Source organism: Endozoicomonas sp. ALD068 (assembly GCF_049310145.1).
Lineage (GTDB): Bacteria > Pseudomonadota > Gammaproteobacteria > Pseudomonadales > Endozoicomonadaceae > Endozoicomonas_A.
In genome coordinates, this window is sequence record NZ_JBLYNU010000004.1 from 5,721,869 (window position 1) to 5,748,741 (window position 26,873).

Here is a 26,873-nt window from a genome sequence, read left to right on the forward strand (position 1 = left end):
GGAGTCTGGATCAATCAAAAAGCAATGCTCACGTCTCCCTTCAACAACCGGATCAAGGTAGCCAGTCGTCTCCCATTATTTGCTCAAAAGTCCAGGGGCAATCATCCGGGAAGCTGCTGGCATTGAGTTTTCTGCTTTTTTGCTTGATGTACCTGTTCATTTGTTTGATGGCATCGATTCTGGCTTCTGCGTAAGCATCATGCATCAACTGGCTGGTTTTGGTCTGAAGAGACGGGCTTTGTTTGAGCAATTTTCGTATTTCACGCCTGGGATTATCCATGCTGGGGTACCAGGTATGGACGACCATTTCAGCTATCCATCTATCCTCCAGTTGATAGGTTTGGTATTCATATTTCAATAAGTGAAGGAGAAGGGTAGTCAAGTGAGACTCTATCGATCTTGGCTCACTCTTACCCATATCCCCTACTTCCTCAATGAGGTTTTCCAAATCAAGCTGGTCAAACTGGCGGTTAATCAAGAGCTGTTTTTGCTTCTGAACCCATTGGTAAAAGTCTGTCTCGTAAAGATTATCCATAAATCACCTCCATGAACTTCCTAATGTAGGCAAAAAGTACCGGAGCATCAAAAACATTAATCATAAAGTTCGGTGACAGCAAAGATGGCCAGAAAAAGCCAACCCAGCATCAACGAGATGCCACCCAGTGGGGTGATCGCACCCAGCCAGCCAATTCCGGTGATGGCAAGAATATACAGGCTACCGGAAAAGAGGATGATACCCGCGAGAAACAGTCTGGCGCTCCATCTCAGCTTTCTGGAGTCTTTGAAGTGGAGGGCAAGAACGGCAACAAGAACCAGAGCCAGACTGTGGTAGAACTGGTAATCCGTCGCTGTTGCCCAAACGTCTATGTAGCGTTCGGACAGCTGATCTTTCAGAGCATGGGCCCCAAATGCGCCCAGAGCCACAGACAAAAAACCACAGAGGGCACCGGGTAACAGGTAGAGTCGGGTCATTTTTTATCCGTAACTTTTGTCGGCAACAGATCAACAACACTCCCCGCTGCAAGTCTCAATCCTTCCTGAAAGTACAGAGAGCTTTTTTCATGATCATCCATATGAGCCATAAGGCGGCCCAACTCGTTATAGGTATCAATCCGTTTGCTGAGTCTCAGGCTGGCTTCAAAGTATTCCCTGGCTTTACCCCAGAGTTCATTACGGAGAGACAGACGACCCAGGGTCAGTAGCAGGTCGGCGTCGTTAGGTCTTTCATTGAGCATGGCTTCGGCAAAATGCAGCTGCTTCTTCACATCCCTGCCCTTAATCTTGCCGTAGAGCAGAGCCATGTCGCTGCAGTAGTGTTTCTTCAGGTTTTCTCTGAGCAGAGCTTCTGCTTTCTCTTCCGCTCCCAGATCTGTCAGGCACTTCGCATATCGATAGATCATGGCAGAGTTGTGTTTTTGACTGGACGACAAACTGTTCCATATTTGAGTTGCAGGCTTTATTTTCTGCTCCAGAGAGGTAAAACTGCGGCCATTGTTAAAGGCTTGATTGAAAAGGGCCTCAAAGCACTGAAGCTCAGTGGTGCGATACTCTTTATCGGAAACGATTTTTTGCTTTTTCAGCTTGGGTAACAAGGCTGCAAGTGATTGCCAGTCATTCAGACGGGTATAAACCTGCTTCAGCATCTTCAGGACGTAGCAATGTCGTGGAACCTGCTTGTGCAGCTTGGTCAGAGTGGCCAGTGCCTGCTCCAGTTGACCCGATGACAGTTGTAGCTGAGCCTGGGTAATACCAATAGCCAACTCTGCACCGGGCTCCTTGTGATCGGCTCGGCGAAGGTATTCGGCAGAGGCTTCAGGGTCATCATTTTCATGAGCCGCTCGGGCGGCAGCAAGATAATTCAGTAAGGGTGACGAGCCGTAGTCCGCTGCCTGCGAAAGCAGTCGCTCAGCTTTTTTCCAGTGTCCCTGAGTGAACTCGACAAAGCCGCGGGTTGTTAATTTACGGGCTCGCCTTTCTTTGGCGCCCGAAGTCATTGGATAGATAAAACCAGTGACGTCGAAAATCAGTTTCAGGATAATCCAGACAAGCCATAACGCACCTATGGCAAGACCTATCAGTAGAAACAGTCCCCACAGTGTGCTTTCGAACGTAGTCGTGTTGTAAGAGATAAGCACATAGCCGCTGTCACTGATCATGGTATTTGCCAGACCAAAAGTAATGCCCAGAATCGCCAGGAAGATGATAAAACTCTTCATTTCCGGGGCTCCTCTGAAGAATTAGCAGGTGCTTCTGAGGGCTGAGAATGTTCTGTCCGGTTTTCTGTGGTTGTCTGGTCAGTCACTTCAGGTGCTTTTTCGGCTGGACTGTTCTGGACAGTCTGAGCACTCTGTGCAGATTCAGTTTGTCCTGTCGTATTTTTTTTATTCTCCGGGGTATCGTTTAACTGGCTGGATTTCAGCAAGCTCAAAGCACGGCTGATATTGATGGTTACAGGTTTTACGGTGATTTTGTCTAAAACCTTCAGCTCGTCCAGCATTGCGGTCGCCTGAGACCCTGAAAGGGGAAAGTATTTTTCTATCCAGTTTGAAGCCTGTTGCAAGCTACTGTTGTAGATAGCCTGGTCTCTGGAGAGGACTGACAGCTTGGCCTGCTCCAGCATCAACTGTAGGTTTTGGCGAATGATAATATTCTCTTGGGGTGTCAGTAGTGAGGTGATTTTCTGATCGCGATCCGGAGTGAACCTGAACAGGCTGACAAAGCTCTCCCAGGTATTATTCAGCATTGAGAGGGCGACAGTCTGCCACTTGGCAGTTTCTGTAGATGGAGTGCCTGCGGATGGCATGTCAGAAGATTTTGATACAGTTGCTAAAGGTTGTTGCAGGGTCTTTTTTTCCATCAGGGGCAATTGGTCAATCTGCCGGGTGAGCGCTTCAAGCTTCAGGTAGAGCCCTTCCTGATCGAGATCCGGGAGACTGTTGAGAGAAGCTATATCTTCTGCCAGTGCTTCCCGAACGGGATACAAATTATAGTTGTCCAACTCAAGCAGCATCTTGTCAGCACTGTTAAGGAGAGCTTTGGCTGATTGGATATCAGATGACATGAGCAGACGCTGGTTAGCGAGACTGAGCAGGTATTCTACTTCTGCCAGCTTCCAGCCATCCAGACTGCTACCGGTGAGTTCCTGAAGGTTTTTGGTCAGGCTGTCGGTGCGACTGAGCAAACGTTCACTTCGACTTTCCTGTTCGCTCAGTTCGGTTTTGATAGGCGTGAGATCACTGTTTATTTCAGCGAGCCTGGCCTGAAGTCGCGCAATCTGGGTTTGCTGCTGTTCCTGCCCCTCAATAAGGGAGGGTTGTTTCTGCTCCCAATGAATGAGCCGCCAACCTAAACCGCCGCTCAATCCCAGTGCAATGATTGCAAGCAACACGGCCAGGACAGACAGCTTTCGTCCTGGCTTTGATGCTGATTTTTGAGGCTGTTTTCTGGAGCCTGCTGAAGTTGGCTTGCTTTCCTGTTTTTTGGAAGGCCCTGCTGACCTGGCCAGTTCTTTCGGTTCGGTCTGCTCGAGTTTACTGGCGTTCTGATCTTTCTTGCTCACGTTAACCCTTCGCTGTTAATCAGGTTCAGTACCGAGATCATGGCGTGATTGTCGGCGCCGCGAGCGGTATAAACCCGTTTGAATGCTTGAGCCTCTGGCATTCTGGCAATTCTATCGCTGGGAACCACCAGACAGCACTCCTGGCTTAAAGCCGGAGAAAGGTAGTCTGCGGTATTGGCCAGAATCTCACCACTACTGGTCAGTATGACATTAATAGCATGATCTTTGATCAGCCTGTTCAGATAATCTTCCGGGTAATCGGGCTTCTGGCGTTCATAAAGTTCCAGGCAATCCACCTGGGCTCCCCGATTTCTGAGGGTGTTCTCCAGCAGTTCTCTACCACCTTTTCCTTTCAGAATCAGTATTTTTTCTCCGCTGACCTGCTGAAGGCTCTCCAGTCGCAACAGTGCTTCACTGTCACCGGGCTTTTGTCTTATCTCCGGGTAAGTCGCATCAATGCCATTACTCTTAAGCCATCGTCGTGTTTTTGGGCCGACGGCATACCAGTGGATCTTCAAAGGCATTTGTGGCCAGTAGTTCTCTATATGTTCCAGACCCAGCCTGGCGGCATTCTGACTGATCACAACGACTTTACTGTACTGATCCAGCTGTAAAATCCGGTCTCGCAGTGTCTGGCTCTCTGCCAGCGGTTGGATTTGGATCATTGGTAAAGACCATGCCATGGCCCCCTGGTTCTGAATCATGGCAACCAGTGGCTCTGCCTGCTCCCTGGGGCGGGTAACCAAAGCCCTTATCTCACGGCTGTTTATCATGACACGGCTCACATTAATGCAGCAACTCTGCGAGAATTCGGTCTGCACCCTGTGCCAGCAAGGATTCTGCCAGCTGGACCCCACCTTTCTCACCATCGGAAGGTGCACAATAGACTTCTGCGCTCAGTATGACTTTGCCATCCGGTTGACCCACAAGGCCCCGGATGTAGAGCTGGTCGTCGATGAGTTCAGAGTAGCAACCAATGGGTACCTGACAGCCGCCATTTAATTTTCGGTTCATGGCTCTTTCTGCAAGGACTCGTGTTGCAGTTTCTTCATGATGCAATGGGGCCAGAAACTGTTTGATCGATTCATCGTCAGAACGAATCTCAATACCCACTGCACCCTGACCCGCCGCTGGCAGACTGAGTTCAGGGGGCAGGGCCGATTTGATCCGATTTTTCATCCCCAGCCTGATCAATCCTGCCGCTGCAAGAATGATGGCGTCGTATTGGCCATCGTCCAGCTTGGCCAGACGTGTGTTAACGTTGCCCCGCAGGAATTCAATCTTTAGATCCGGTCTTTTTGCAAGGATCTGGCATTGGCGGCGCAGGCTGGATGTACCCACGATGGCGCCCTCAGGCAGATCGCTCAGCTGGTTGTAGGTGTTGGAAACAAATGCATCCAGTGGGTTTTCGCGAGGGCAGATAACACCCAGCTCGAGCCCTTTTGGAAACTCCATAGGTACGTCTTTCATGGAGTGAACGGCGATATCAGCCCTGCTCTCCAGCATAGCCGTTTCCAATTCTTTTACAAACAGGCCTTTGCCACCGATTTTGGCCAGAGGTGAATCCAGAATCCGATCACCCTTGCTGGTCATCTTTACCAGCTCCACCCGGATACCCGGGTGAAAGTACTCCAGACGCTCTTTTACGTATTCAGCCTGCCAGAGGGCCAGGGCACTTTTTCTTGTCGCGATGCGGATGGTTTTCATGGGGAGGCTTTCAATCAATAAACTTTCAATCTACAAAAAAGGGCAACGATGGCTGAGTGGTCCTATGAAGACTGGGATAATACGATAGTCTGTAGTTGTGACCAACCGTTACTTTTCCTGAAGGCAGTTGCCGGAGGTTAAAATAGCAACTAGCTTGTTATTCCAGTGGAGGCGCTTATGACAGACCTTTATAAAACCGATTACATGCTCTGGATTGAAGAACAGAAAAAGCTGCTGGCTGCCAGGCGTTTTGATGAGCTTGATCTTGGAAATTTGCTGGAAGAGTTAGCTGATATGGGAAAGAGTGAGCCAAGAGCTTTCAAGAGACACCTTATTCAGCTACTTAGCCACTTGTTAAAATGGGACTTTCAGCAGAATCAGGTCAATGACCTCAGGGATATGGATCATTGGTTTCGCAGCTGGGTGGATACAATTCAAATTCAGAGGTATGCCGCAGCAGCGGTCCTGGCAGATAATCCCAACCTGCAGTCAAAGCAACAGGCTATCTACCTTGAGGCTTACCAGCAGGCCCGAATATTGGCTGCCAAGGGGTTAAACAGTTATGTGGATTCAAGACATTTTACCACGAAAGACTTCCCCGAAGATTGCCCATGGACACTTGAGCAGGTTATGGGCGAAGACTTTTTACCACAAGCCAGGCTCAGTTAAGCCTGGCACCCGTAGGCCTCACAGTGATTGCATAAACTTCTTCATCAGTGGCACATGCCGACGGCTTACTGAAAGAAGCTTTTCGACACCACTGAGCTGGATAGAGTAGTGACCCTGCTCGTCACGAATCATCCTCTCTATCGCTTTTCTGGCCACCAGAGCGTTCCTGTGGATTCGAACAAATCTGGAACTAAACTCGGACTCCAAGTCTTTCAGTGGGTCATCAATGAGCACTTCACCGTTCTTGTGATAGACCGTGATGTATTTGCTGTCTGCCATAAAGTAGTAGATATCATCCAGAGGAACCAGCTCTATCCCTCTGAGCGTCTTGGCTGCGATATGGCTGCGGGCGTTATCGTTCAGATTATCTTTCAGGCTGGCCAGCTGCAATCGATTAACTTTAGCGGCTCCGGTCAGCGCTTGTTGCAGATCTTCAAGCTTGACAGGCTTCAGCAGATAGCCAACCGCCTGAACCTGAAAAGCTTCAATGGCGTGAGTGTCATAAGCGGTGCAGAAAATGATAGCAGGTGGACGCTCCAGCTTGCTGATATGAGCGGCCGCCTCCAGGCCTCCCATAACAGGCATACGAATATCCATCAAGACAATGTCTGGCTGGTATTTACGACAAAGCTCAAGGGCTTCAATGCCATTACCTGCATCGTACTCCAGAGCCTGAAAGCCTTCTAAACGTCCCAACAAATGTCGCAGACGGTCTCTTGCCAGCGGTTCATCATCGGTGATCAGTATGTTCATGGTTATCGCCACCGTAAGGGTAAGTGATCAATGTTTCAAACTCCTGGGTATTTCCACTCTCACCCTCAAACAGCTGAGCTTCTACACTGGCTTTGTTACCAAAAAGCATATTCAGTCTGGAGCGGATATTTGCCAGAGCCAACTGATTACCCTGAGCCCCTTTGGCAAAACTGGAAGGGCTACTCTGGACCGGGTTTCGGACTCTGATAGTGATGTTATCGTTGCTCCTGCGAATATCTACACTCACAGTGCCACCTTTTTCCAGTGGCTGGATGCCATGATAAACCGCATTTTCAACAATGGGCTGCAGAGTAAGGGGCGGAATGTCAACCTCTTCAGGGGTTAACTCAATATTCCACCGGGTCTGCAGACGGTCTCCCAGCCTGTGCTGCTCAATTCTTAAATAGCGCTGACAGAGCTCGATTTCCCGACTCAGGGTAATATTCTTGCCATGATCCTGAAGGCTGGAGCGAAAGAGGTCCGATAAATCTTCAACGGCCTGCTCGGCCTTGTCCTGGTCAATATGAATCAGACTGGCAATGATATTCATCGAATTAAAAAGAAAGTGAGGGCGGATTCGAGCCTGCAAAGCCTCAAAGCGAGCGGTGTGGCTGGCTTTCTGCTCTTTTCTGGCTTCCTGTTGAACATAGAAATAGCGCAGCAGCATGGCTGTGATGATGAGGGCAACAGTGACATGTCTGATCAGCTGGGTCCATTCCGGGTAGGTGTCAATAAAAGCATCCCGCCACAGAAACCATTGGGCTGCGAGCGTGAATATCAGCGTGGTGGTAGCCACGACGCCAAGACAGCTGCTGATGATAACTGTCAGCTTCTGACGCTTCAGAATGGGCCTGAGTCGGCAAAGAACAGCACCTGAGACCAGAGAGATCCACTGGACAAACATGGAAGTCATGGCCAGACGGTTCCAGTCAAGATCACCCGGGCCGGGCAAAGTGAGTACCTGAATAAGGACAAAAAGCTCAGAGACCAGAACCAACATAAAGACGGCACCGGGAGAGCATAAATCCGGCAGGAAAAAGTCGTCTTCATCCTGGTTCCTGGTGGTTTTAAATGGCAAGAGGGAGCATCCTGTCTCTGGTATTTGAAAATTTATAAAAATTCACAAAAATAGAATAATTATTCTTATTTGGTTGGGTGCGCTATGTAAAATCACCCGGTTACCCTTATAATGCCGCAGCCAGCTTCAGTCATCCACAGGCTGGCTATAAAAATCAGAACAATGATGCTGCTGGCATCAAGAAATCAGCCTGCAGAACGCAAAACAGCCATGAGCTAACCAACAGCCATGAGCCAACAAAGAAAGAGGTAGAACATGTCTGATAGCAGCAATCAGCAGTGGGGCGGAAGGTTCAGCGAGGGTGTGGATGCATTTGTTGCTCGATTCACCGCCTCCATTGATTTTGATCGTCGCCTTTATCGTCACGATATAGAAGGCTCGATGGCTCATGCTCGAATGCTGCAAAAATCAGGCATTCTGAGCCAGGATGAGCTGTCAGCCATTCTGGATGGGCTCGAAAGCATTCTGAAAGATATAGAAAACAACAACATCGACTGGTCTATCGAGCTGGAAGATATTCATATGAATATTGAAGCCAGACTGACAGACAGAATTGGTGATGCGGGTAAGAAACTGCACACCGGCCGTTCCAGAAACGATCAGGTAGCGACCGATATTCGTCTGTGGCTCAGGGAAGAAATTGACCATATAGGTGATGAGTTAAAACGTTTGCAGACAGGTCTGGTGAATCTGGCAGAGCAGGAAGCTGACACCATTATGCCGGGCTTCACTCATCTGCAAACCGCACAACCCGTGACATTTGGACATCATCTGATGGCCTGGTATGAAATGCTGGTAAGAGACAGCGAACGTCTACAGGACTGCAGAAAGCGGGTTAACGTATCGCCTCTGGGAGCAGCTGCACTGGCAGGCACAACCTATCCGATTGATCGTGAATTCACTGCCAAGGCTTTAGGTTTTGATCGCCCATCCAGAAACTCACTGGACTCTGTCAGCGACAGGGACTTCGCCATAGAATTTTGTTCGGTGGGTGCACTGCTGATGACGCACCTGTCGCGTATGTCGGAAGAGCTGGTACTTTGGACATCAGCCCAGTTTAATTTTATTGATCTGCCCGATCGTTTCTGTACCGGTTCATCCATCATGCCCCAAAAGAAAAACCCGGATGTCCCCGAACTGGTAAGAGGTAAGACAGGAAGGGTGAATGGTCACCTGGTTAGCCTGCTGACGCTGATGAAATCTCAGCCACTGGCCTACAACAAAGACAATCAGGAAGATAAGGAACCACTGTTTGATACCGTAGATACCCTAAAAGACTGCCTGCGAGCCTTTGCCGATATGGTTCCACACATCCAGTCCAGGAAAGAAAACATGAAAGAGGCGGCTCGCCGCGGATTCAGCACCGCGACCGATCTGGCAGACTACCTGGTCAGACAGGGCGTGCCATTTCGCAACGCCCACGAAGTGGTTGGCAAAGCAGTGGCCTACGGCATTGAGAAGAACAAGGACTTGTCAGAGATGACTCTGGAAGAACTCACGGTTTTCTCAGACTCTATTAAGGAAGATGTGTTTGATGTGTTGACACTGGAAGGGTCTGTTGCTGCGAGGGATCATATAGGCGGGACTGCGCCGCAGCAGGTGAGGTTGGCTGTGAAGCAGGCTTTAAGTCAGTAATTTCCTTCATTTGCCTGAGCGCTGAACATGTATAAGAAGTCCTGTTTTTCTATACAGATCCAACAAATATGTATAGAGAATATCGGTTTTCTATACATGTTCTGATAACCTGTATAGAAAACGGCACTTTCCTATACATATTGGGAGTAACTGTGGCCCCTTATCAACCGGAAGGGCTTCCCCTGCCCAGAGAAAATGAGCTGGAAACACGGCAGGTATTAAAAAAACTGGCTTTAGCTCACCGGCATCTGGCAGAACTGAAAGGTGTAGTTCGCTCCATTCCTAATGAAACCATTTTGGTCAGCACCCTGACGCTTCAGGAAGCCAAAGACAGCTCAGAAGTGGAGAATATTGTCACAACTCATGATGAACTGTTTAAAAACGACCTGACAGTGTCACCCTATAGCCCTGCAACCAAGGAAGTTAAAAATTACGCCAGAGCATTGAGTCGTGGCTTCGACACTGTCAGGAAAACAGGGATGCTTCGCTTTCAGGACATTCTCGATATTCAGCAAACACTGGAAGAAAACAGGGCAGGCTTACGCAAACTGCCTGGAACTGAATTAAAAAACACCTCTACGGGTGAAGTCGTCTATACCCCTCCTCAAAATCCGGAAAAGGTTGAGTCACTGATGGCAAACCTGGTGGCTTATCTCAACGACCATGAGCTTTCAGACAATGATCCACTGGTAAAAATGGCGGTTATCCACTTCCAGTTTGAGAGTATTCATCCATTTTACGACGGGAATGGCCGAACAGGTCGAATCATCAATATCCTTTACCTGATCACTCAACAGTTACTGGACCTGCCAGTGCTCTACTTAAGCCGTTATATTATTCGCAACAAGGCTGAGTACTACTCACGATTACAAGCAGTGAGAGACCATGAGGAGTGGGAAGGCTGGTTACTGTTCATGCTTGAAGCCATATCAGAAACATCAAAAGAAACAACAACTCTGATTGATGAAATAAAAAACCGGATGCAGGCTGTAAAGCATAGAATGCGTAAAGAACTCCCCAAAATTTACAGTCAGGATCTGCTCAACCATCTGTTCTGTCACCCTTACACAAAAATAGAGTTTATTGAGAAAGAACTGAATGTCAGCCGACTGACTGCCACCAAATACCTGAATCAGCTGTGTGGTAAGGGGTTTTTGATTAAGCAAAAAATGGGGCGAAGCAATTATTATATTAACGAACCTCTGGTTACACTGTTTCTGAATATTGGTCAGTGATTGGAGAGCGATTCTCTGGCGAGGGGGTGTTAGGATGTCTGATTGGTTAGTGAAGGTATTTCGGATTCCTGCATGTAAGAAGTGTGGTATCAGGCTGTAAAGTCTAAGGTTACCCACATACAACAAGGACAATCAGGAAGATAAGGAAGCACTGTTTTATTAAGCAGATACTTTCAAAGACTGCCTGCGAGCCTTTGCTGATATAACTCCACATATCCATTCCAAGAAAGAAAACATGCAAGAAGCTGCTCGTATTGGATTCAGCACCCTGATTGATCTGGCAGATTAGCTGGCTAGACAAGGCACGCCACTGCGCAATGCCTTCGAAGTAGTTGGCAGAGCAGTGGTCTATGGTATTGAGCAGAGCCAGGGCTTGTCAGAGATGAGTCTGGGAGAGTTGACCGTCTCGCCCTGTTTCACCCAAAATTCAAAACGAGTGCCTCTGACTTTGGACTTAAGTTTTTCCAAGTTGCTCTTGTTTATAAACTCTTTGAAATAGCGAGCAGGGCAATCATTATTGCGCACCATTTTGGCCTGTGTGGAACAGGTGATCCACTCCCAGTTTTCAGGGAAGATGTTGTTTTCAAGTTGGTAAACAACGTTTTCAAAGTTAGGCTGCATGGATTGGCTTCTTAAGGACTTTAAAAGAGTTTTACCCCGAAGCTTTTGCTGGTATGGATCAGATCGCAGGCACCTCCCATTCGCAAAAAGCAGCTCTGATCGTCATGCAATTGCCGTCTCACAGTACCTGGCTTTAAAAAATACCCGGAAATGACATTTTTCGGTTGGCGCAGGCAGTTCCGAGGAAAAAACGGTACGAAAGCCATTAAGTGGCAAGAGTAATTGTCGATGGCGGATATAAGCAGCAGACAAACCAGAGGAAACTGTATGCCTGCAGTTCAGCCATCTAAAGCACAGACCCATTATCTACCCAGTGATAATGACTATGTTTATTCTCACAACCGTTTTGGTCGTGGTTGCCATTATATTGGCCGGTTTCTGTCCCGACCGGTTTCGCTGGTCGCCGATTCGGCAACAATGCTGTTTGCCCATGAACGGCCAGGCAAAAGCAATACGACTTCCGAGAGTGAAAAACAGAAGCAAAATGTACCACTGTGGGCCAGAAAGGTAGCCCGGGCAACTGCAGTTACGCTATTTCTGGTGCCCTCGCTGGCATTGGGAATGATGGGATTCTCCCTGCGCATGATCGGCAATCTGTTCAGGAACGAAATTTCCCTGATTCAGTCTGCAGTTCCACCCACCGTTTATGATCCTGAGCGGGGCCTGCATTTGATGACCTATAACATTGGCCTGATGCCCTCGTTTATCCGTAATCTGAACGACCTGCGCTCATCACAGCAGCGCAGTCATGAGATTGCCGAAGCATTAACCCGCAATCCTGACGTTGCTCCTGATGTTGTCTGCTTTCAGGAGGCGTTTGACCAGCAGGCGACAAAGCAGCTCTGTAAGGATCTCAGTGGTCACTACCATCATATTGTTCACAGTGTTGCCCCCCGTGAAACCGGATTGAGCAGTGGTCTGGCCATTGCCAGCAAATATCCCGTAAAGGAGGCAACGTTCAGGCCTTTCTCTGATCTGGCTGCGGAAGACCAGCTGGCCAATAAAGGATTGTTGCGGATCGTGCTGGATCTCGGTAACGATAAAACGGCCGTGGTTTATAATACGCACCTTCAGGCCAAAGACGGAAAAACCTATGAGACGATTCGCTATGAGGAGTTGCTTCAGGTAAGAGACTGGGTTGAGGAGGATAGCAATAACGACAGGCGTAATGACGTACATCATCATGGCACCTTCCTGATGGGAGACCTGAACAGCGCACGGTCAGACGAGCAGGGGGTGATGAGTAAAAAGTCGGAGTATGAAAACGCCATGCAGGCACTGGGGGAAAAGTTTTCCAACAGTTATTACGATACCCATGATAAGGAAAATGATACCCGGTTGGCTGAGCGCAGCGAGTCATTTTTTGTCAATAGCGACCAGGATACCATCAAGCCGAAGGATCGCCAGGAGCCGAATGGCTCATGGTATCTTGGAGCCGGAAACAGAATAGATAAACCTTGGGGCAGCAGGCGCTGGAAAGAACGTCCCAGGGTGGCAGAGCAGTGTATTTATGATTACCAGATGGTGTATGGGGACTCTGAAGAAAAATGGGCAGCTCATGCAGAAATACGGCAAATGGGACTTGATATTGATAATAACCTGGAAAGCGGGCTATCTGACCATTTGCCAGTTTCGGTTATCTACCGGGAAACGGAAGGATTTTCTGCTACCATTGCCGGTTTGAAGCCGGAGGATTTTAACACCCCGGAGGTCAGGGAACTGGTTAATAAACTGAAGCATGCCTATGGTCATCAGCCCAGTAATCAGATCAGTGAGAACATACTTGATCCAGAGTTCGCAGGCGTCAATCCCTTACGTAAAATTGCTAAACTCAGGGATCAGTTCGAAAGGGTGCCTGTGATTGTGAACGAGCTTAACCAGCTCGAAAAAATAGTCAGGCAAAGTATGAATCCTGTTTCCGGAACGTCTGGGTCGAACACCGGGTAAAACTCAATTTCTGTAATGCAGTTTTTTACCGCTTTCAAACTCGAAGGTAATGCACTAACCCACAGGGCCTAAAGCATGGGAACCAGAGTTTTGCTAGATCCCCAGTTGGGAGAGAATTTTCAAGTCGTGCTTTCCAAAATCCATGTTTGTTACAATAGTTGGTCTGCAAAGGTATTACGGATTCATGCATGAGCCAGCTGTTACATCAATTACTGTTTGATCAGGCCGAAAAAGCACCTCTGTCTCAGGCTCTGGGGGTGAAATCTCAGTGGTATGATTATGCTTCGGTTGCCCTGGATGTAAAAAGTGTGGCTTCAGGCTTGCAGAGTCTGGGATTATCGAGGCACGAAAGAGTCGCTGTTTATCTGCCAAAAACCGCTGAAGCAGTATTTAGTTATTTTGGAACAACAGCGGCCGGTGGCGTCATGGTGCCTGTCAATCCGGTGTTAAAAGCACCTCAGGTGTTGCATATTCTGACGGATTGCAAGGCCAGTGTTCTGATTACTAATAAGGCTCGCTTCAAGCAGATTGAGGCCAGCCTGACCGATTGCCACGATTTGAGTCATATTGTTTTGGTGGATGGGCACTCTGAAGAGGAAAGTTGTGTTCAGGTTATTGCCTGGTCAGATTTCCTTAAGGAAGAGAACACCTGGTTTCAACCGCCCTCTATTGATATGGATGTGGCCGCGATTCTCTATACCTCCGGAAGTACCGGTAAGCCGAAGGGGGTCGTGCTTTCTCATCGCAATATGGTGACCGGGGCTTATAGTGTCTCTGAGTATCTCGAAAATACCCATCATGACCGGCTCCTGTGTGTACTGCCGTTTAGTTTTGACTATGGTTTCAGTCAATTAACCACCGCCTTTGCCTCCGGCGCCAGCTGCTATCTGCTGGAGTATCTGCTGCCCGGAGATATCATCAAACAAGTGGCTCAGCAGAACATTACCGGCCTGGCTCTGGTGCCACCCCTTTGGGTACAGCTTTCTGAAATGAGCTGGCCTGAAGAAGCAGCAGAGAGTCTGAGGTATTTCACGAATTCTGGTGGAGCCATGCCATCGTCAACCCTGGATGCGCTTAGAAATAAATTGCCACAGGCTTCACCTTATTTAATGTATGGCCTGACAGAAGCCTTTCGATCGAGTTATCTGCCACCTGAAGACGTAGACCGTCGCCCAGGCTCCATGGGCAGAGCCATTCCCAATGCTGAATTACTGGTTATCAATGAGCGTGGACTACCCTGTAAACCCCATGAGCCGGGAGAACTGGTGCATCGGGGTAGTCTGGTGGCACTGGGCTATTGGAATGATCCTGAGCGAACCAAAGAGCGTTTCAAACCCGTGCCTTTGTCGATTCAGGAAATTCCAACCCCTGAGCTGGCTGTCTGGTCGGGTGATACTGTTACTCAGGATGAAGACGGTTATTTGTATTTCGTCGGTCGTAAAGATGACATGATCAAGACATCAGGCTATCGGGTGAGTCCCAGTGAGCTTGAAGAGCTAATGTACGCATCTGAAATGGTATTGGAAGTGGCTGCTATTGGTGTTTCCCATGACCAGCTGGGTCAGGCTATCGTACTTATCGTGGTATCTGCGACAGGTGAGCCTGTTGAAGAGAAAGCAGTTATCAAGTATTTCCAAAAACACATGCCAACCTATATGGTGCCTTTGCGGGTAATTACTCAAAGTGCTTTAGCGAGAAATCCTAACGGCAAAATAGACAGAAAAACCTTGGCTGCAGAGTATGAAAATCTGTTTGTATCCGGAGAAAGTAAATGAGCAAGCAGCATGATCGTCTGCAGAGAATTTCAGTCAGGAATAATCATCTTCAGGTCGCTGGCCGTCCTGCTGAGCAGCTGGTGGCCATCGCCGGAGGAACACCTTGTTACATATACGACAGAAAGTCACTCACTGAGCGGGTACAGTCCCTACGTTCGGTGATGCCTTCTGACCTAAAGTTGCATTATGCGATTAAAGCGAATCCAATGCCCGCTGTTGTTTATCATCTGGCAGGTCTTGTGGATGGTCTGGATGTGGCTTCCCAGAGGGAAATGATGGTCGCAATAAGTTCGGGTATTGATCCTGAGTCGATTAGCTTTGCCGGGCCTGCGAAAAGAGTAGAAGAACTCAGGGCAGCTGTGGCCGCCAATATCGTGATTAATGTTGAATCCAGTTTGGAACTGGAGAGGCTTTACCAGCTTTCCTCTGAGTTGCAAATAAAGCCCAAGATCGCTTTTCGCGTCAATCCTGATTTTGAACTCAAGTCCTCTGGTATGAAAATGGCTGGAGGCCCGAAGCAGTTTGGTATAGATGCAGAATTAATGCCTGACGTGTTATCCGGGTTGGATACCGAAAAAGTAGACTTTTATGGTTTTCATATTTATTCCGGGTCACAGAATCTGAATCCGGATGCGTTGATAGATGCTCATGGGAAAACATTTGAGTTGGCTGCACGACTTTGTGAGTTGGCTCCTGTTCCGGTTCGGCATGTCAACATAGGTGGCGGACTGGGGATTCCCTATTTTCCGGGTGAGCAGGCGCTGGATGTTGTCCCTGTTGCTGAACATCTGAAAAAGCTGATGGGGGCTCGCTCAGGCCGATTACAAAATGCCGAGATAGTCATGGAGTTAGGCCGATATCTGGTTGGTGAAGCGGGTTACTACTTCTGCCAGATTACGGATAAAAAAAAATCCAGGGGGCAAACCTACCTGATGACCGATGGCGGACTGCATCATCACCTGTCGAACTCTGGCAATTTTGGTCAGGTTATCCGTAAAAACTACCCCGTGCTGATTGCTGATCGGATCGCATCTGAAGAGAAAGAAATCGTTGAGATCGTTGGACCTTTGTGCACGCCTCTGGATATTGTTGGGGCCAAGCTGGAGTTGCCTGTAGCCGAAGTGGGTGATCTGGTTGTTGTACTTCAGTCGGGCGCCTATGGAGCCACGGCAAGTCCGCAGAAGTTCTTGAGTCATCCTGAAGTGAAAGAGATTCTGATTTGAGATGAGTCAGTCGATATCAGCTGGTTGTGAATATAATGGCTATGGTCTATATTTTTGTACACATTATTGTACAGATTTTTATAAAGGAAACGAAATGGGAGGGCGAGTATGGAAACCGTTCAGGTGAAAGTATCTGACTTTCGAGAAAACTTGCAAGCTTGGCTTGCCCGGGTTAACAATGGAGAAAGTCTGGCCCTATCCAGGCATGGTAAAATTATCGCCCGTATTATCCCTGAGCCAGATGGGCAGAGTGAGGCCAGGAACAGACTAAACAAAATAGCCTCTCAGTGTCAGATAGATGATGTCATATCCCCAGTTGGGGAAAGCTGGGATGCAGAGAAGTGATCATACTTGATACGCATGTGTTGATATTTGACGCTATTGCTCCAGAAAGGCTGTCAGTTAAAGCGAACAAAACCCTTGAAGCAGGAAGAGAAAAAGGTGAACTCGCATGCTGTGATATTTCTCTGTGGGAAATTTCTATGCTATCAGCAAAAAAGCGTTTGACCCTGCCATTGGATATTGGTGACTTTCTAAAAGAACTTATCAGTGCTAACAGCCTCTCAGTAATAGCTATATCACCAGAGATTGCAAAACTCTCGAATAGCTCTTTTTTTAACCATAACGATCCTGCTGATCGTCTTATTGGGGCTACTGCGATCCACTATCAGACATATTTGGTAACTTGTGATAGTAAACTGACTGAGGTAAAAGAACTAAAGACTTTGTGGTGACTTAATCTCTGAGATTGTGCTGAAGCCGAATAGACACAGCACACATCTTGGCATGAAAGATCTTTCCGCTGTTTATAATTGCTTTAAGCTACAGATCTTTCAACGTAGGCTATCAGGCTACCCAGACAGATTGTCAGCTAAAGCGCAAAAAACTCTCGAAGTAGGAAGAGAGAAAGGCGAACTCGCATGCTGTGATATTTCTATGCGGGAAATTTCTATGTTGTTAGCAAAAAAGCGTTTGCCCTGTGAGTGGATATTAGTGACTTTCTCATATCAAAGCCGCCTCAATTGGGTATTCCGGAGACCACCGGCTAACCGATTTATGTTGTATTTGCACTGTATCCCAAATGATCTACATTACGCTGTGCGAAGCAATCTGATATGTAGAGGTACTTACAATGAGCAAGAGCCCAATGATCCGTGCCAGAATAGAACCTGATGTAAAAGAACACGCTGAGGCGATATTCAGGAAACTTGGACTGAACGCAACTGACGCAATCACTTTGTTTTATAAGCAGGTGAGCTTGTGTAATGGATTGCCTTTTGATGTTCGTATACCTAATGAAGAAACCCTGAAAACTTTCGAAGATACAGACAAGGGTATAGGTTTGACTCGATATGATTCTATGGCAGAAATGTTTAATGATCTGGACAAAGAACGATGCTTACTCCAGTAAGGTCAAAAAAATTCAAAAAGGATTATAAAAAAGTCGAGCGCCAGGGTAGGGATATACAGAAACTTAAAAAGATTGTTCAATGACTGATAAGGCATATCTCATTTGTTGGCCTCTTGTTGAATGCCGTCCTGCAAGCTTTCCGGCAGCCGTAAGGATATGGTCTTGGTTGAAGGCTTCAAGTTCGGCAAGGTAACAGCTTCAGCCTTGCTCCAGTCCACATAATCACTTGAGTCGTGGTGTTCCCAGAAGGCTCGCTCTTCTTCCTCGGTTTTGAAATCAGGTCGTTTTCGTGTATTGCTCATAGGTCATCCTCTCTTTTCGGTGCATGTCCCTGGCCAGAGAGGCGTTTATCATTGATGCTTACGAGACTGGAGACGCTTCTTATATTGCCAGAGCTCCGGGGGTTGTTGCCTGGGCTGAGGGCATGGGCAACGTTGCCAGGCAAGCCGACCTTTCCCGGGAGCAACTGTATACCTCATTCATCGAAGACGGAAACCCAACACTGAAAACCATCCTGAGCATTATGCAGGCTCTGGGTTTCAGTATTACTCCAAAATCTCAAAAAGCCTGTCACAGCGGGGCTGTTTCGGATCAAAAAATGACTCAGGAAGCCTGATTAATATAGCCCAACAAACTACCAACCGTTTCGAAGATGGTCGCATCGATATCATCATCGGCAACGTTGATGCCAAAAGACTCTTCCATGGCAGTGATCACACCCACTACAGCCATGGAGTCAAATGCCGGCAAAGCGCCCAGTAACTCAGTAGATTCGTCAAAGTCGCTGGTATCGACCTCAAGAATGTCTGATAAAAGGGACTTAAGTTCTTGAATTTTTTCCATATGATTTACTCAATGCTGTCAACTTTCTTGGTTAAAGGATAATAAAAAATGGTCGTAAATTTAAAAAGTTTTTTGGAGAGAGAAAGGAAAAATCAATGCAGGATGTAGCCTAGTCCAAAACAAACTATAGACAATAATATGTATGAAAGCTGCCTTCGTAATTTCTTTTTTGTTTTTTTTGTTTTTTCTCTGGGGTCTTCTACATGCTGTCCAAAGCCAGTATGCAGGACTGCATCATTCTCAAGAATAACAGCGTAATATCCTTTGGCTGCATAATGTATTGATAGAGCCTTCTCGCTAGGAAAATTATCATAAGCGGTTATTGCTCTGTAATCCGAAACCCTTCGTAGCCCTGGATTAAACGAAAAACCTTGCCACTCTTTTTTATCTGAATTTATCCTGTAAAAGTGGTTTTGACCAATAGACTCTCTCTCGCCTAGAGAATGGTAAGGACTATGTATACTAATATCGTGATAGAAGCTCCTTAACCACACCTGCAAAACATGTGAATTACTTTCTAGAATTTGAAGTGAATCTTCAATGTAACCTGGACGATAGAACCTCCAATCATCTTCGCAATGAAAGATATATTCAGTATCTACTTTTGAATAAGCCTTATCAATAGACTTTATTTGACCTAGTTTTTTTTTGTTTATTATGATGTCAGTGTATGGTTTTATTTCTTCTGGTATATAGTTAGTTATTTTATCGGAGCCGGAGTCTTCTATAACAATTAGTCTTTTTATAGGATAAGTATTGGTGTCAAGAAAAGATTTTATTGTCTCTTTAAGGTGAGAAAAGCGGCCACAACTAGTAATAACAACGGTCACATTACTATCATCAGAAAATGAAAATTTCATAAAAATCCTGATAGGTTAACTGTATTTTTTGGAAGTGGGAAAGGTCTTTGCTGTAAGGCCATCGAGTATTGCCAAAGGAAACCAAAAAAACAGCCATTCAATACCTGGGTTTGTGTATAGTTTACTTCCATCAAATAAAAAACAGACTGATGCAGCCACAAAACCATAAAGCCATGGGTTAGGTTTACTAATAAATAGGAGAAGGGCCTTCGTTTGCAAAGCTAATATACAAATTAAGCTGAGTATACCGAAGTAAATAAGTTGAGAACTATAAATGCTGTGAGGGTGATTGATAGCTGTACCATTATTTAAAACTGAGGAAAGTTCGTAATTTATTCCACACCCAAATAGAAAATTACAGTTTTTTAAATATTCAGAGATTGTAATAATATAGAGCTCAATTCTATGGCTAGAACCTCTTTCAATTAATCTGTCAAAGATTCCTAGTCTTAATGCCAAAAATAATAAAGAGATAATTGCTGCAAAAGCTATAGCTATTCTTATTTTTTCTTTTATGTTTTGAGACGAAAATAAAATAAAAATAGACAAAGCTAAAAAAGCACCGAGATAACCGGCAAGCCCAGTTCTAGTTTGAAGTAAGACCTGCATACTTATCGATAATATAAGAATAATAACTGAAATTAGGTATTTTTTCTTATCGATTAGTATGGCTATACCAGTCGTTGTAAAAAATGTTAAAAGCATAGATGCCATTATGGGATTACCAAGACGAAATATCATATGTAAATTCGGTCTGGAAGATAACGGATATCCTTTGATGAATAGATGAACAAAGAAAAGAGCTAAAGAAAACAGTAGTGAAGCAAACATCATTAAAATAGCCAGTTTCTCTATGTCTATAACATTCTCTCTAACTAATGTGCTGGCTACAACCCAAAATGATACAAGATAGATAAAATACTTTATCGCTTTCACTGGGTTGTGAGGGGTTGTAACGAATAACATTATCGTTAATGAAATTAAAGCAATAGGGAATAGTGATCCTGTCGAATAAAAGGTTCGACCTTTTGTTAAAAGAGATAATAAAAAGGGCAGCAAGACCATAGAATAAAAAAAATTGTTGCCAGTTTTATTTGATATAGGGAATAGAAAGCTGATCAGAAAAAAAATGAGTCCAAAAGTTATGAACTTTATTATTTTTAACGACCATTTGTTTTGCTCGGGAAATTTTATTTTTGATGTGTAAACCATAATATGGAAATACCATAGGCCAGCTAGTTATTAGTTTGTTCAATCCTGTGGGAAATGACATTCTTCTATATTAAAAGAGTAAATACAACTGAATGATCTTAAAGATAACTGAACTGCTAGTGAATGATGTTTATCAGCAGCTCTGGCATAATGAAGTGAAAAAAGAATGAATAAAGGTCATACGATGTAGATAGACAAATCTGCGCTGGTTACAATATTTTTTGCCTCAGAAAAATTTTAAATTCTAGTCAAAGAGTGATCATAATCGTGCCATTTTTGTTAAAGGGTAAATCGAATAAGTGGTATGAATAATCGATTTCATGTGGCAGGAAGTTCATAGCTAAATCGCTTGATGCCAAAAATTGCTTTAGTTACTTTTTTTCTTAGGGGTGGAGCTAAGGCTTCGGCAATTTTCTTACCTATTTTATCGAAAGAATATTCCCTTTCAGCTAATATCTGACCGTTTACGGATATAGACAAAGCTTTTTCTGGTTTTTTTCTTAGTATATTAAGCTTATGTTTCAGCTCATCCAAAGAACTGTAGAGAACTATATTTTCCATATCAACAAACCCAAGAGCCTGATTTTCATCCTCACCTTGGTTATATGAAAAAAGAACACATCCACATGCCATGGCTTCGAAGTTTTTAATCATGTACTCTCCAAAACCAATATCGGCACTGATAAAGAATTTAATTCTATTTAGGGCTTTACAGTAATCTTCTCCTGAAGCTGTACGTACGATCTGAAGGTTTTCTTCCTCTTTTAGTTGGAGTAACCACTTTTTGCGTAGCCTATAAGTTTTATGTTCAATGCTTCCAAGAAATGCCAATTCAATATCACGTTCGAGTTTTTTATTTGAAAGAAGTTTTTGATCATACCCCTTTGGTACGAAAACAGCATCAAAGTTTTCAGATTGAAGTTTTTTTGTCACAGAATAGCCTGAGCTTATAATTCTTGACCAAGGTAATGCACGATAGTGTTTGCTAAATTTTCCTTTGTATTTGCAGTCTATGTAATTTTGATAAGCATCATGCTCGAGAATAACCAAATTAGGAATAGTCCTAATAAATGAAACTTGTTGTATTTCTTTTTTGAAACGAAGAAAAAATACTATCCGATCATACTCTTGATAAGAGATCCTTGAGAAGAAATCTTTTAAGCTGCTCTGCTCTGTGGCGGTCATTTTGTAGATGGTTAAATCGCTAATCTCCCTTTCTATAGCCTCATATAGAGTATCTAAAATAACCCTCTGTTCTTTTTGAACTAGTAATAGTGTCTTCATTTAGATGTTTTCTCTATTGTAAAACTTACATAAAGATCTAGCGATATGAAGGTCTCTTTCAGTATTAATGTCAAAGAATTCATTCTCTGGAAGTGAAAATAAATATGGTGTTTTTCCGAAAAAGTATTTATTTCTGAGCATATCATCTCTTTGTTGAATGAAAATTCCACCATCTTGCATATAATATGGTTCTATATCTTTAGCCAGAGTATGTTTTTCCTGATATGGGTTATAATTAAGTGGTTTTTTTTCAGTGCTCCATAAATGCTCTTGTAGTGAAATAACTGATAATAGTGAATCATAACCATGTTTTTTTGATTTAATAAAAGTATCTATAGCTAAGTCATAGGTGCTTGGGGTAATTAATGGATTAGTGCAGTGAGCCCATATAATTAAGTCAGTCTCAATAAGTGAGCACATGTTTTCAATCATTTCGTTTGCACTACATTTTTTTTCATCACAGTAATAATTTTCTCTTTTTACTGTTTCTGCTCCGTAATAATCTGCATGAAGAAGAATTTCTTCAGAATCTGATCCAACAATGATCCTATCGATATTTTGACACTTACTTAACTGAAGTATTTTTCTTGCAAGCAAGCTGTACTCTCCTAAAAGTTGCAAAGCCTTATTTTTCACCCTTATGCTTCCTGAACGAGCTACTATAACTGCTGTTTTTTCCATTGGTACACCTTGTTAAAAATTAAATAAATTTTGAAAAATTAATTTTCTCTAGAATTTTATTACTAAGCTTGCTGTTCTCAGAGAAGTTATAAAACCGGACACTTGTCTTTTTAGTCACTGTGTTTAGGAACTTAAATGAAGGCTCTATATAGCGACTAAAACTATCATCTAGTGTTGAGGGAAGTGCTTTTTCACTCTTTTCATAGAAACGCTCTGTACCCTGTAAATCTAAACCTGAAAAGAATATCTTTTTACCTCCCATATAATGGGCTATTTGTGCAGCAACAAAAGGTATAGTTCTGGCCGAAAAGTAGCCTTTTGTAATATCAGTAGAAAATCCTAATGTTCTTTTTTTAGCACTAAATATTGCAGTTTTACTCTGGTAAATATTGTCGTCGAAAAGGCCTTTGATATAGTTAATTAGTGGACTTTCCTTAGTTCCCGGTTTTTTTGATCTTTTAAAGATAACAACAAACTTATTAGACTTAGTACAATTGGGGTAGTTGCTATACAGAAAGGATAAAATCTCGGGTGAAACAAAACTTACTTTAGATTTGGTGATACCTTCTAGTACCAGCTCAGTCCTTTTTTGTGCGACGTCCAGATCATCTATCACGTAATAATCAGGTTTAATATCATGTTTAAGTAATAACTGAGCTGATCCGTTGACTGCAAAAAATGTCAAGCTATGTAGCTGTTTGGGGTCTATATCAGTAGCAGAAGGCCCTGAAGCCAAAATAAGGACATTATTATTTATGGAGTCTCTAAGATAAAATGGATTTTCAAGATTAATCTTATTTTTTTCATTATTGGAAATGAAAAAAGGTTTTCCATTTTCAGAATAATCTAGGTTGAATTGATTGCTCATGCTGATCATTGTCGCTTTTAACTTTTTATGTTGTCTTCTTAGTACTGTTGACTTTTTATCTTTAGATTTTTGAACCTTTTAGGTAACTCTGAGTCATTACGAAAAACAATGATTTTATTTATTCATCCCAAAAAGACGCTAGGAAACATAAATCAGAAAATCTGTTTTCAACAGGATAGAAAAATAATTGCTATTTTTGGCATATTAATCAACCCGTTAACATTTAGTCTATTTTCCAATAATTGAGAGAGTCGATAAAATCTTCTGCAGTAATCTCTAAACTGAATCTTTGTAGCTCTAGCTGGTATATTCCATTGTCTTTACTTTGGTAAAGCTCCAGAAGTATATTCGCTATTCTATCAGTGTCTCCTGTTGTGAATAGATTGCTTTTAAGAATTTCACCAGGCCCTCCACAGTTCGATGAAGCCACAGGTAAACCTGCTGCCATAGCCTCAAGTACTACCATGCCAAAGGGCTCATGATCTGAAGTAAGGATAAAACTATTGAATGCTTTGAAATATTTATAAGCATCTGGAACAACTCCAGTAAAGACAACCTTTTTCTGAATATTCTCTTTTTTGGCTAACTTTTTCAGATCACTCTCCAGTTTTCCTTTACCAATAATAACCAGAGATGCATCTGGCATTGATTTTACGGCTCTGGCAAAAGCTTTGATTAAAGAGGCCTGGTCCTTATCAGGGTGCAAGCGACCAACATTACCAAAAATGTAGCCGTCTGCTGGCAACCCAAGTAGTTTTCTGGATTCTTCTCTTGACAACTGTTTGTCTTGGATTGCTTTTATATCAATATGATTATACTGATACCTGATTTGTCCCGAAGGAAAAAATGGCAGGGCTTGCTTGATATTATTGCAAACAGCGTTTGATACCCCAAGAAGAAAGAGCCGTTTCCTGTTGAGATAAGCGAAGGCGCGTCGCCTCCAGCGATTGAATACACCAAAGGCATGACAAACGCCAATAACAGGTGTTTCGGGAAGATGGCAGGCAATGTAAATAGCTTTATAACGTTGAGCTACAACAAATTCTGGAGTGGTCTCATTATATATTTCCTTTACCTGAGCGATCTGTTTTCTTTTAGCGCCTCTTAAGTCTTCTGAGCTATTTTCCAGAAAAATCACTTTATCAGAGTCTGTATAGCGGGCTATTTTGCTGTCTTTTTTACCGGTAAGAAAGACAGTTAGTACTTTGTAGTTGAGTTTGTTCAGGAGTCGGGTGTACTGTCTGGCAATATCATGGAAGGGCATGTCATATCCATGACAGAGCTGAAGCACCCATCGTTCTTTCGTTTTACTGGTCATTAATGAAAAAACTCATGCATCTGTAATAAATAATTGTTTTACGACAGGATAATCCACCCAATTACGGGCAAACCTTTCAATATCTTTTTTATGCAGGCGTTGGAAGCATTTTTCTGTTTTGCAAATAATGGCTTGATCAAGATCTATTGTCATCATTCGTTCTGGCGTCAACATAAAGTTGGTAGCTTTCATATCACCATGAAAAACTCTGCCACTCTTTAGTGCTTCAATAATATCCAGAAGCTTCTGGGCCTGCATCTGGACAAAAGGCGTAGCTTCTTCCTGTTGCGTAAAAAATGAAAGTGCATCCCGGGCTTCGACGTATTCTGTTATCAGGTAGCTGCAGGTAATAAATCGACCTATTCTGTACTCCAGCAATGCAATAGGCTTGGGTGTGTCAACTCCCAGAATGCGCAGCAGGTAGTGAGCAATGTACCAGGCATTGCGCGCACGAGACTGTCTGAATCCACGTACGTATTTATGAATGAGACCTTTCTTGCTTTTGTAGCGTTTAACAAAAACCTTTCTGCCGTTATCCAGCAATACAACGGCAACGGTATTGGTTCGACCTCGCTTGAGTACCTGGCCTGAGTTGATAAAAGCATCAGGGCTGTTAAGAAAAGTATTGAGAGCGTCGCTGTACTCAGTTCGATCAATTACCTGGAACCGTCTGAAGCTGGATTTGGCTATGAAGTCTGTACAAGTCCTGAATACTTTTTCAAGATAACGCTCTCGCCATCTTCTCTTCTCGCGTATTGCGGTTTCAAAATCATAACGATCAACTTTAATCGGATTGATGGCCAGATAATCAGGCAGGCACTGCAGCGACAGCCTGTCATACTTTGGAAAAAGTACGGAGAGAAAAAGCGCCAGGTTATCCAGAGCTTTTCGAGGGTGTGCTGTCATTGACAGATGCTGTGTACCACCACCATCAATCAGGTAGAGTTGATGGCCTGCCACCAGAAAGTTATCAAGATGAGGGTCATTATGGATTATTTTCTGACGGTGCAGCCTGGCAATCGCTGTTACCACTTGTTTCAAATAGCTGAGGCGCTGAGCTTCAGATAAATTGCTTCGCCAGAGTTCATCCAGTGACTGGCTCTTATCCAGAAACTTAGTCGTAATAAAGGCAAAACCATCTGCCTGACACTGATTCAGTATGCTCGGCGTGGACACTCCTGCTTGCTGAAAACCTTCAATACCTGCAAGCTCTCTACGAAAGTGTCGTTTTGCTGAGGAACCAATAAAACATTTCAACAATACTGTCTGGTCATTCAATAAAGCCTTGGCTACTAGCCGTTTACCGGGTAACCAGCGAAGGCTGGTAAGTATATTGATTGGTCCATGGCCAGGCAGCTCAAGTGAGAAGGGTGTTGAAGGAGGGGCCGACCTGCTGACAAGTTCATTAAAATGAATTGGGCTCATTCCCTGCCCTCAAAGAAGCCCAGTATCTTTCTAATGAGCTTTTTGTCACTCTTATTCAGTCGGTTGACTCCAGCATATTGTTTATAAAAAGAGAGTCGCTGGCTTTGACTGAGTACTTCTTTTGCTACCTTATCAAGGCAAGCCAAGTCTTTTACGATATTTCTTTTCAGCAGCCAGCCGGACATCTGTGCACCGGCAGGGCAATCGATCAGAGCTATTACAGGGTTTTCTGTTTTCGTAACAAGAATATTTCGCCACTTTAAGTCAGTGTGAATAAAGTTATTCTCGTGCAGTTTTCTGGTGGCAGCGGCAACTTGACTGATAACAATACCCATCCATTGACGGCTATAAAGTTGTGGTAGATCCTGATCTACCAGCATTTTCAAATTCCAGGTGTTTTCAACTTCCCGGGTAATCAAAGCACCTCTGGTCATTACTCCATGCTTCTTTTCTTCTCCATAAGCGACTACAGGAGCTGCCGGTACACCAATTTCATGAAAAAACAGCATATTTTCCCACTCTGCCTTAATACGGCTGCGCCCGATGTAGCGTCTGAGTCCTTTGCCAGCCCTGGTATAGCGTTTCACATAATAGCCGGTGTTATCTATCTCAACTCTTCGGACATTGCTAAGGGTGTCCTGTGTGATGTGCTGGCCAGAAAGAGAGAAGACTTTGTCGAGACTTGAAAAGGCCGCAGCAGCCGGAGAATGCTGATACTCCCGACTTAATGTCCAATGGGATTTTGTCAGCATCTATGCCCCATTTCTTT

Annotated in this window: 28 protein-coding genes and 1 pseudogene; 10 read left to right on the plus strand and 19 right to left on the minus strand. The window is 44.4% G+C overall.

The genetic code is table 11. The features are described 5' to 3' along the window. Nucleotides 1-52 precede the first annotated feature (52 nt). Genes ACO6V5_RS21190 through hemC form a run of 6 tightly spaced genes read right to left on the minus strand, consistent with a single transcriptional unit; the run spans nt 53 to nt 5,266 of the window. Nucleotides 53-535 (minus strand): DUF29 domain-containing protein, encoded by a 483-nt coding sequence (locus tag ACO6V5_RS21190; RefSeq protein ID WP_422135792.1) that lies wholly within the window; start codon nt 533-535, stop codon nt 53-55. 56 nt (nt 536-591) lie between these two features. Further along, complete coding sequence (locus ACO6V5_RS21195) at nt 592-972, minus strand: DUF423 domain-containing protein (RefSeq protein WP_422135791.1); 381 nt, start codon at nt 970-972, stop codon at nt 592-594. Continuing rightward, on the minus strand, nt 969-2,216 hold the full coding sequence (locus tag ACO6V5_RS21200; protein ID WP_422139217.1) for a heme biosynthesis HemY N-terminal domain-containing protein: 1,248 nt from the start codon (nt 2,214-2,216) through the stop codon (nt 969-971). The genes ACO6V5_RS21195 and ACO6V5_RS21200 overlap by 4 nt, the downstream gene beginning before the upstream one ends. Continuing rightward, a complete protein-coding gene (locus ACO6V5_RS21205; protein ID WP_422135789.1) occupies nt 2,213-3,559 on the minus strand; it encodes a uroporphyrinogen-III C-methyltransferase in 1,347 nt (448 codons plus the stop codon). The genes ACO6V5_RS21200 and ACO6V5_RS21205 overlap by 4 nt, the downstream gene beginning before the upstream one ends. Further along, entirely contained in the window at nt 3,556-4,332 is a 777-nt protein-coding gene (locus tag ACO6V5_RS21210) for a uroporphyrinogen-III synthase (RefSeq protein WP_422135788.1), read from the minus strand. Before ACO6V5_RS21210 ends, ACO6V5_RS21205 begins: the two co-directional genes overlap by 4 nt. A 13-nt stretch (nt 4,333-4,345) precedes the next feature. Then, nucleotides 4,346-5,266 (minus strand): hydroxymethylbilane synthase, encoded by a 921-nt coding sequence (gene hemC / locus ACO6V5_RS21215; RefSeq protein ID WP_422409924.1) that lies wholly within the window; start codon nt 5,264-5,266, stop codon nt 4,346-4,348. 177 nt (nt 5,267-5,443) lie between these two features. On the opposite strand from hemC, the gene ACO6V5_RS21220 reads away from it, so the two are divergent. Next, nucleotides 5,444-5,935, plus strand: coding sequence for a DUF29 domain-containing protein (locus ACO6V5_RS21220; protein WP_422135786.1), 492 nt, complete (start codon nt 5,444-5,446; stop codon nt 5,933-5,935). Nucleotides 5,936-5,953: 18 nt separating this feature from the next. On the opposite strand, the gene ACO6V5_RS21225 is transcribed toward ACO6V5_RS21220, so the two are convergent. Then, the gene (locus ACO6V5_RS21225) at nt 5,954-6,688 is read right to left on the minus strand and encodes a LytR/AlgR family response regulator transcription factor (RefSeq protein WP_422409926.1); all 735 of its coding nucleotides are present in this window, start codon (nt 6,686-6,688) and stop codon (nt 5,954-5,956) included. Further along, entirely contained in the window at nt 6,666-7,766 is a 1,101-nt protein-coding gene (locus ACO6V5_RS21230) for a sensor histidine kinase (RefSeq protein ID WP_422135784.1), read from the minus strand. Before ACO6V5_RS21230 ends, ACO6V5_RS21225 begins: the two co-directional genes overlap by 23 nt. Before the next feature lie 255 nt (nt 7,767-8,021). Between ACO6V5_RS21230 and argH the strand changes: the two genes are divergently transcribed. The 3 genes and pseudogenes from argH to ACO6V5_RS21245 all read left to right on the plus strand — a co-directional run. Then, nucleotides 8,022-9,401 carry an argininosuccinate lyase gene (gene argH, locus ACO6V5_RS21235; RefSeq protein ID WP_422135783.1) on the plus strand — a complete coding sequence of 460 codons (1,380 nt, stop codon included), beginning with the start codon at nt 8,022-8,024 and terminating at the stop codon, nt 9,399-9,401. A 152-nt stretch (nt 9,402-9,553) separates the two neighbouring features. Further along, complete coding sequence (locus tag ACO6V5_RS21240; protein ID WP_422409929.1) at nt 9,554-10,636, plus strand: Fic family protein; 1,083 nt, start codon at nt 9,554-9,556, stop codon at nt 10,634-10,636. A gap of 118 nt (nt 10,637-10,754) precedes the next feature. After that, nucleotides 10,755-11,036 (plus strand): annotated as a pseudogene (locus tag ACO6V5_RS21245) (argininosuccinate lyase); the annotation flags it as partial. On the opposite strand, the gene ACO6V5_RS21250 reads toward ACO6V5_RS21245, so the two are convergent. Further along, a complete protein-coding gene (locus ACO6V5_RS21250) occupies nt 10,985-11,257 on the minus strand; it encodes a hypothetical protein (protein ID WP_422409931.1) in 273 nt (90 codons plus the stop codon). The pseudogene ACO6V5_RS21245 and the gene ACO6V5_RS21250 sit on opposite strands and share 52 nt — an antisense overlap. A 267-nt stretch (nt 11,258-11,524) precedes the next feature. On the opposite strand from ACO6V5_RS21250, the gene ACO6V5_RS21255 reads away from it, so the two are divergent. From ACO6V5_RS21255 to ACO6V5_RS21275, 5 genes are all read left to right on the plus strand, one after another. Beyond that, nucleotides 11,525-13,204, plus strand: a complete 1,680-nt coding sequence (locus ACO6V5_RS21255) for an endonuclease/exonuclease/phosphatase family protein (protein ID WP_422409933.1) — start codon at nt 11,525-11,527, stop codon at nt 13,202-13,204. A 188-nt stretch (nt 13,205-13,392) separates the two neighbouring features. Beyond that, nucleotides 13,393-14,979 carry an acyl-CoA ligase (AMP-forming), exosortase A system-associated gene (locus ACO6V5_RS21260; RefSeq protein WP_422409935.1) on the plus strand — a complete coding sequence of 529 codons (1,587 nt, stop codon included), beginning with the start codon at nt 13,393-13,395 and terminating at the stop codon, nt 14,977-14,979. Next, complete coding sequence (locus ACO6V5_RS21265) at nt 14,976-16,202, plus strand: pyridoxal-dependent decarboxylase, exosortase A system-associated (RefSeq protein ID WP_422409937.1); 1,227 nt, start codon at nt 14,976-14,978, stop codon at nt 16,200-16,202. Before ACO6V5_RS21260 ends, ACO6V5_RS21265 begins: the two co-directional genes overlap by 4 nt. Nucleotides 16,203-16,543: 341 nt before the next feature. Further along, on the plus strand, nt 16,544-16,936 hold the full coding sequence (locus ACO6V5_RS21270) for a type II toxin-antitoxin system VapC family toxin (RefSeq protein ID WP_422409939.1): 393 nt from the start codon (nt 16,544-16,546) through the stop codon (nt 16,934-16,936). A 398-nt stretch (nt 16,937-17,334) separates the two neighbouring features. Continuing rightward, on the plus strand, nt 17,335-17,613 hold the full coding sequence (locus ACO6V5_RS21275) for a type II toxin-antitoxin system RelB/DinJ family antitoxin (RefSeq protein WP_422409941.1): 279 nt from the start codon (nt 17,335-17,337) through the stop codon (nt 17,611-17,613). A gap of 98 nt (nt 17,614-17,711) precedes the next feature. Here ACO6V5_RS21275 and ACO6V5_RS21280 read toward each other — a convergent pair whose 3' ends face one another. Beyond that, complete coding sequence (locus ACO6V5_RS21280) at nt 17,712-17,915, minus strand: BrnA antitoxin family protein (RefSeq protein WP_422409943.1); 204 nt, start codon at nt 17,913-17,915, stop codon at nt 17,712-17,714. Nucleotides 17,916-17,938: 23 nt separating this feature from the next. Between ACO6V5_RS21280 and ACO6V5_RS21285 the strand changes: the two genes are divergently transcribed. Further along, complete coding sequence (locus tag ACO6V5_RS21285) at nt 17,939-18,229, plus strand: addiction module antidote protein (RefSeq protein ID WP_422409945.1); 291 nt, start codon at nt 17,939-17,941, stop codon at nt 18,227-18,229. On the opposite strand, the gene ACO6V5_RS21290 is transcribed toward ACO6V5_RS21285, so the two are convergent. The 9 genes from ACO6V5_RS21290 to ACO6V5_RS21330 all read right to left on the minus strand — a co-directional run bounded on the left by ACO6V5_RS21290 (nt 18,217) and on the right by ACO6V5_RS21330 (nt 26,856). Continuing rightward, nucleotides 18,217-18,456 carry an acyl carrier protein gene (locus ACO6V5_RS21290; RefSeq protein ID WP_422409947.1) on the minus strand — a complete coding sequence of 80 codons (240 nt, stop codon included), beginning with the start codon at nt 18,454-18,456 and terminating at the stop codon, nt 18,217-18,219. The genes ACO6V5_RS21285 and ACO6V5_RS21290 overlap by 13 nt on opposite strands. Before the next feature lie 92 nt (nt 18,457-18,548). After that, complete coding sequence (locus ACO6V5_RS21295) at nt 18,549-19,316, minus strand: glycosyltransferase (protein ID WP_422409949.1); 768 nt, start codon at nt 19,314-19,316, stop codon at nt 18,549-18,551. A 15-nt stretch (nt 19,317-19,331) separates the two neighbouring features. Continuing rightward, nucleotides 19,332-20,528, minus strand: a complete 1,197-nt coding sequence (locus tag ACO6V5_RS21300) for an O-antigen ligase family protein (protein WP_422409951.1) — start codon at nt 20,526-20,528, stop codon at nt 19,332-19,334. Nucleotides 20,529-20,846: 318 nt separating this feature from the next. After that, complete coding sequence (locus ACO6V5_RS21305; RefSeq protein WP_422409953.1) at nt 20,847-21,812, minus strand: glycosyltransferase family protein; 966 nt, start codon at nt 21,810-21,812, stop codon at nt 20,847-20,849. Continuing rightward, a complete protein-coding gene (locus ACO6V5_RS21310) occupies nt 21,813-22,493 on the minus strand; it encodes a cytidylyltransferase domain-containing protein (RefSeq protein WP_422409955.1) in 681 nt (226 codons plus the stop codon). It abuts the gene before it with no gap. Nucleotides 22,494-22,512: 19 nt separating this feature from the next. Further along, nucleotides 22,513-23,361, minus strand: a complete 849-nt coding sequence (locus ACO6V5_RS21315; RefSeq protein ID WP_422409957.1) for a 6-hydroxymethylpterin diphosphokinase MptE-like protein — start codon at nt 23,359-23,361, stop codon at nt 22,513-22,515. Between the two features lie 223 nt (nt 23,362-23,584). Beyond that, nucleotides 23,585-24,679 carry a glycosyltransferase gene (locus ACO6V5_RS21320; RefSeq protein WP_422409959.1) on the minus strand — a complete coding sequence of 365 codons (1,095 nt, stop codon included), beginning with the start codon at nt 24,677-24,679 and terminating at the stop codon, nt 23,585-23,587. A gap of 12 nt (nt 24,680-24,691) precedes the next feature. Then, on the minus strand, nt 24,692-26,104 hold the full coding sequence (locus tag ACO6V5_RS21325; RefSeq protein WP_422409961.1) for a lipopolysaccharide kinase InaA family protein: 1,413 nt from the start codon (nt 26,102-26,104) through the stop codon (nt 24,692-24,694). Then, entirely contained in the window at nt 26,101-26,856 is a 756-nt protein-coding gene (locus ACO6V5_RS21330) for a lipopolysaccharide kinase InaA family protein (protein ID WP_422409963.1), read from the minus strand. Before ACO6V5_RS21330 ends, ACO6V5_RS21325 begins: the two co-directional genes overlap by 4 nt. Nucleotides 26,857-26,873 lie beyond the last annotated feature (17 nt).